The 2791-nt window shown below is 61.2% G+C and carries 2 protein-coding genes and 1 pseudogene; all 3 read left to right on the top strand.

The window, feature by feature from the left end; all coding sequences use genetic code 11:
- A pseudogene (locus tag AC2VON_RS24255) lies at window positions 1-378 on the top strand (Fur family transcriptional regulator); the annotation flags it as partial.
- A 433-nt stretch (window positions 379-811) separates the two neighbouring features.
- Window positions 812-2023, top strand: coding sequence for a class I SAM-dependent methyltransferase (locus AC2VON_RS24250; RefSeq protein WP_486955118.1), 1212 nt, complete (start codon window positions 812-814; stop codon window positions 2021-2023).
- A gap of 65 nt (window positions 2024-2088) precedes the next feature.
- The coding region (locus AC2VON_RS24245) for a hypothetical protein (protein ID WP_486955117.1) at window positions 2089-2791 on the top strand (703 nt) is incomplete at its 3' end.

Here is a 2791-nt window from a genome sequence, read left to right as displayed (position 1 = left end):
AAGGCTGGGTTGCGCGTCACCCAGCCGAGGGTCGGCATTCTTTGGGCGGTTCAGGCAAATCCGCACGCCGACACGGACACGATCTTCGGTGTGGTCCGTGCCGCACTGTCCGAAGTGTCCCGGCAGACCGTGTATGACGTGCTGCACACCCTGACCGAGGTAGGCCTCCTGCGAAGATTCCAGCCGTCGGGTTCGGTCGCGCGCTACGAAACGCGGGTTGGGGACAATCACCATCACTTCGTCTGCCGCTCCTGTGGGGCCATCGCGGATGTCGACTGTGCCGTCGGTGAGGCCCCCTGCCTGATCGCCTCGGGTGATTTCGGCTTCTTGGTCGAGGAGTCCGAAGTCATTTTCTGGGGTCTTTGCGTGACGTGCTCGGGTGCGCGCAGCACCGGCGCCCCCAACCCGACCGGCCGAGCGTGGACAGGCGGCGACCACATCAACGATGACGATCTCGACGAGTACCCTGACGAAGCGGCGCTACGCGGAGGGCAGGCGTGGAACCCCGGCACTAGCATGGTTTTTGTCACAGCCGCGCGACGTGGATATCCCGGCCTTGGGGGCGCGGCCATGAGGGATGGCCCCAGTGGCTCGGCTTGAAGGGTCTGTGTCAGAATTTCGTGACGAACGCTGTCCGGTGAGCCTGATTTGGTCTGTGAAGTGGGCGTGCGCGAGTTGCTGGCCCCTTGCGAGCAAAACAGTCAGTAACCCATAATCCCCCCGACGGGGGCCGGTTCCGTGATTGTGCTCTCGACTGACCACGGATCCGAGATCCTCGATCAAGAGTCGACCGGAAAGGCCTAGCTCCGCAATGAACGAGGATCTGAACACCACTATCGCCGACACGTACCCAGAACCCATCAATGACCTCGGGGCATGGACCGATAGCAATTGGGAGTGGTTCGACCCCGCCCACGCTCACTCCACTCTGTGGCCCGACCGGGACTACAGGCCCGATCTCGACATTATGATCGCAGGCGGCGGTAGCAACCAGGCCGCGGTTTTCGCATACACCAACCGGTCCGCGAGTGTGGTGGCGGTCGATGTCAGTCAACGCTCGCTGGACCATCTGCAATATCTGAAGGACAAGTTCGGTCTGTGGAACCTGGAACTGCATCAGGCCCCGATAGAGGAACTGTCGTCGTCCAAGCGCAAATTCGACCTGATTGTGTCAACCGACGTCTTGCATCTCTTACCAGACCCACTGGCAGGCATGAAGGCGCTGAAGGCATGTCTTCGGCGAGATGGCGTTCTGGGTGTGATGCTCTATGCGAAGTACGGCCGCATGGGCGTCGAAATGCTGCAATCGACCTTCCGTGAGTTGGGCATGGATCGGGACGACCAGTCGGTGCAAATGGTCAAAGAAGTGATCACAGCGTTGCCGACCGAACACCCCGTCCACAATTACTTCAAGATGGCACCGGTGTCCGCGCAATCTGATGCCGCGCTGGCGGATACCTTCCTGAATGGCGTTGAGCGCGATTTCAGCGTCGCTGAGTGCATCGATCTCGTGACGTCAGCGGGATTGGCATTTCAGGGTTGGTTCATCAAGGCGCCGTACTACCCGCATGATTGGTTCAACCCGGGGAGTCCACTCGATCAGGCGGTGAACGCGTTACCAGAGGCTAAGCGCTGGGCTGTCGTGGAGCGTCTCCACGTGATGAACGCCTCCCATTTATTCATGGCATGCCGTTCCGACCGGCCGAAGAAGAGTTACGTCATCAATTTCTCCACCCCGGAATGCCTCGACTACGTTCCGCGAATGCGAATGGGCTGCGGTATCGATGGGGAGGAGATTTTTCGGCCGAATTGGCGCACGATGGTTACGCCGGCTCAAATGCGTTTCCTGCAGCACGTTGATGGCCAGAGCACGATTCGCCAGATCGCTGGCCGAGTCGCCAAAAGCGAGGAGTCGCCCGGCGCGAGCCAGCGTGAACTGGAGGAGTTCGGTCGGACGCTGTTCGAGTCGCTGTGGTGCCTGGATTTCGTGGCGATGACGCTGAAGGCGGATCCGTCCGCATAGGAAATCCACGCTGACCGCTGACCGGGGTCAAGCGCAATCCTCTTGTCTTGCTGTACTTTGCACCCATGCGGTTCGCCGTCGCGGTGGTGTCACCCCCCTCCCACGATGACATCAGCGCCGGAGCGTTCAACGAGGTCGCCGAGGCTGTGCACCATGGTCTTGCGGCGCTCGGGCACGACTCGGTGCTGACCGACCGTCTTGACCTCGACGAACGCCGCACCATCGTGCTCGGCGGGAACCTTCTCGTCCAGTACGCCTTGGAGCCGCCCAAATACCCGATCTTCTACAACCTCGAGCAATTGGGTGACGACTTGCCGTGGATGACGATGCCGGAATTCGTCGACCTTTTCCGGCGCTACCCGGCGTGGGATTACAGTCAGGCCAACATTGAATACCTTGCGGCCCTGGGATTGCCTTGGCCCACTTACGTTCCGATCGGATACGTGCCCGAGCTGACCCGTATCACCCCAGTCCCCGAGGACATCGACGTCCTTTTCTACGGCGCGCTCAACGGGCGCCGATATGGCGTTCTCCGGGAACTGCACGACCGAGGTCTTCGTGTCAAATGGCTGTCGGGCGCCTACGGCGGGCGCCGCGACGCCTGGATCGCACGATCGAAGATCGTCCTCAACATCCACTACTGGGACGCGAAAATCTTCGAAATCACCCGCGTGTCCTACCTGCTGGCCAATCGACGCGCGGTGGTCTCCGAGCGTGGTGCCGACCCCACCGTGGAGCGCGAGCTGGAGTCCGGCGTCGCGTTCGCCG

The sequence above is a fragment of the Mycobacterium sp. TH-M82 genome (assembly GCF_057473605.1).
Note: the sequence above shows the minus strand (reverse complement) of the source record. Positions and strands in the feature narration are given on the sequence as shown.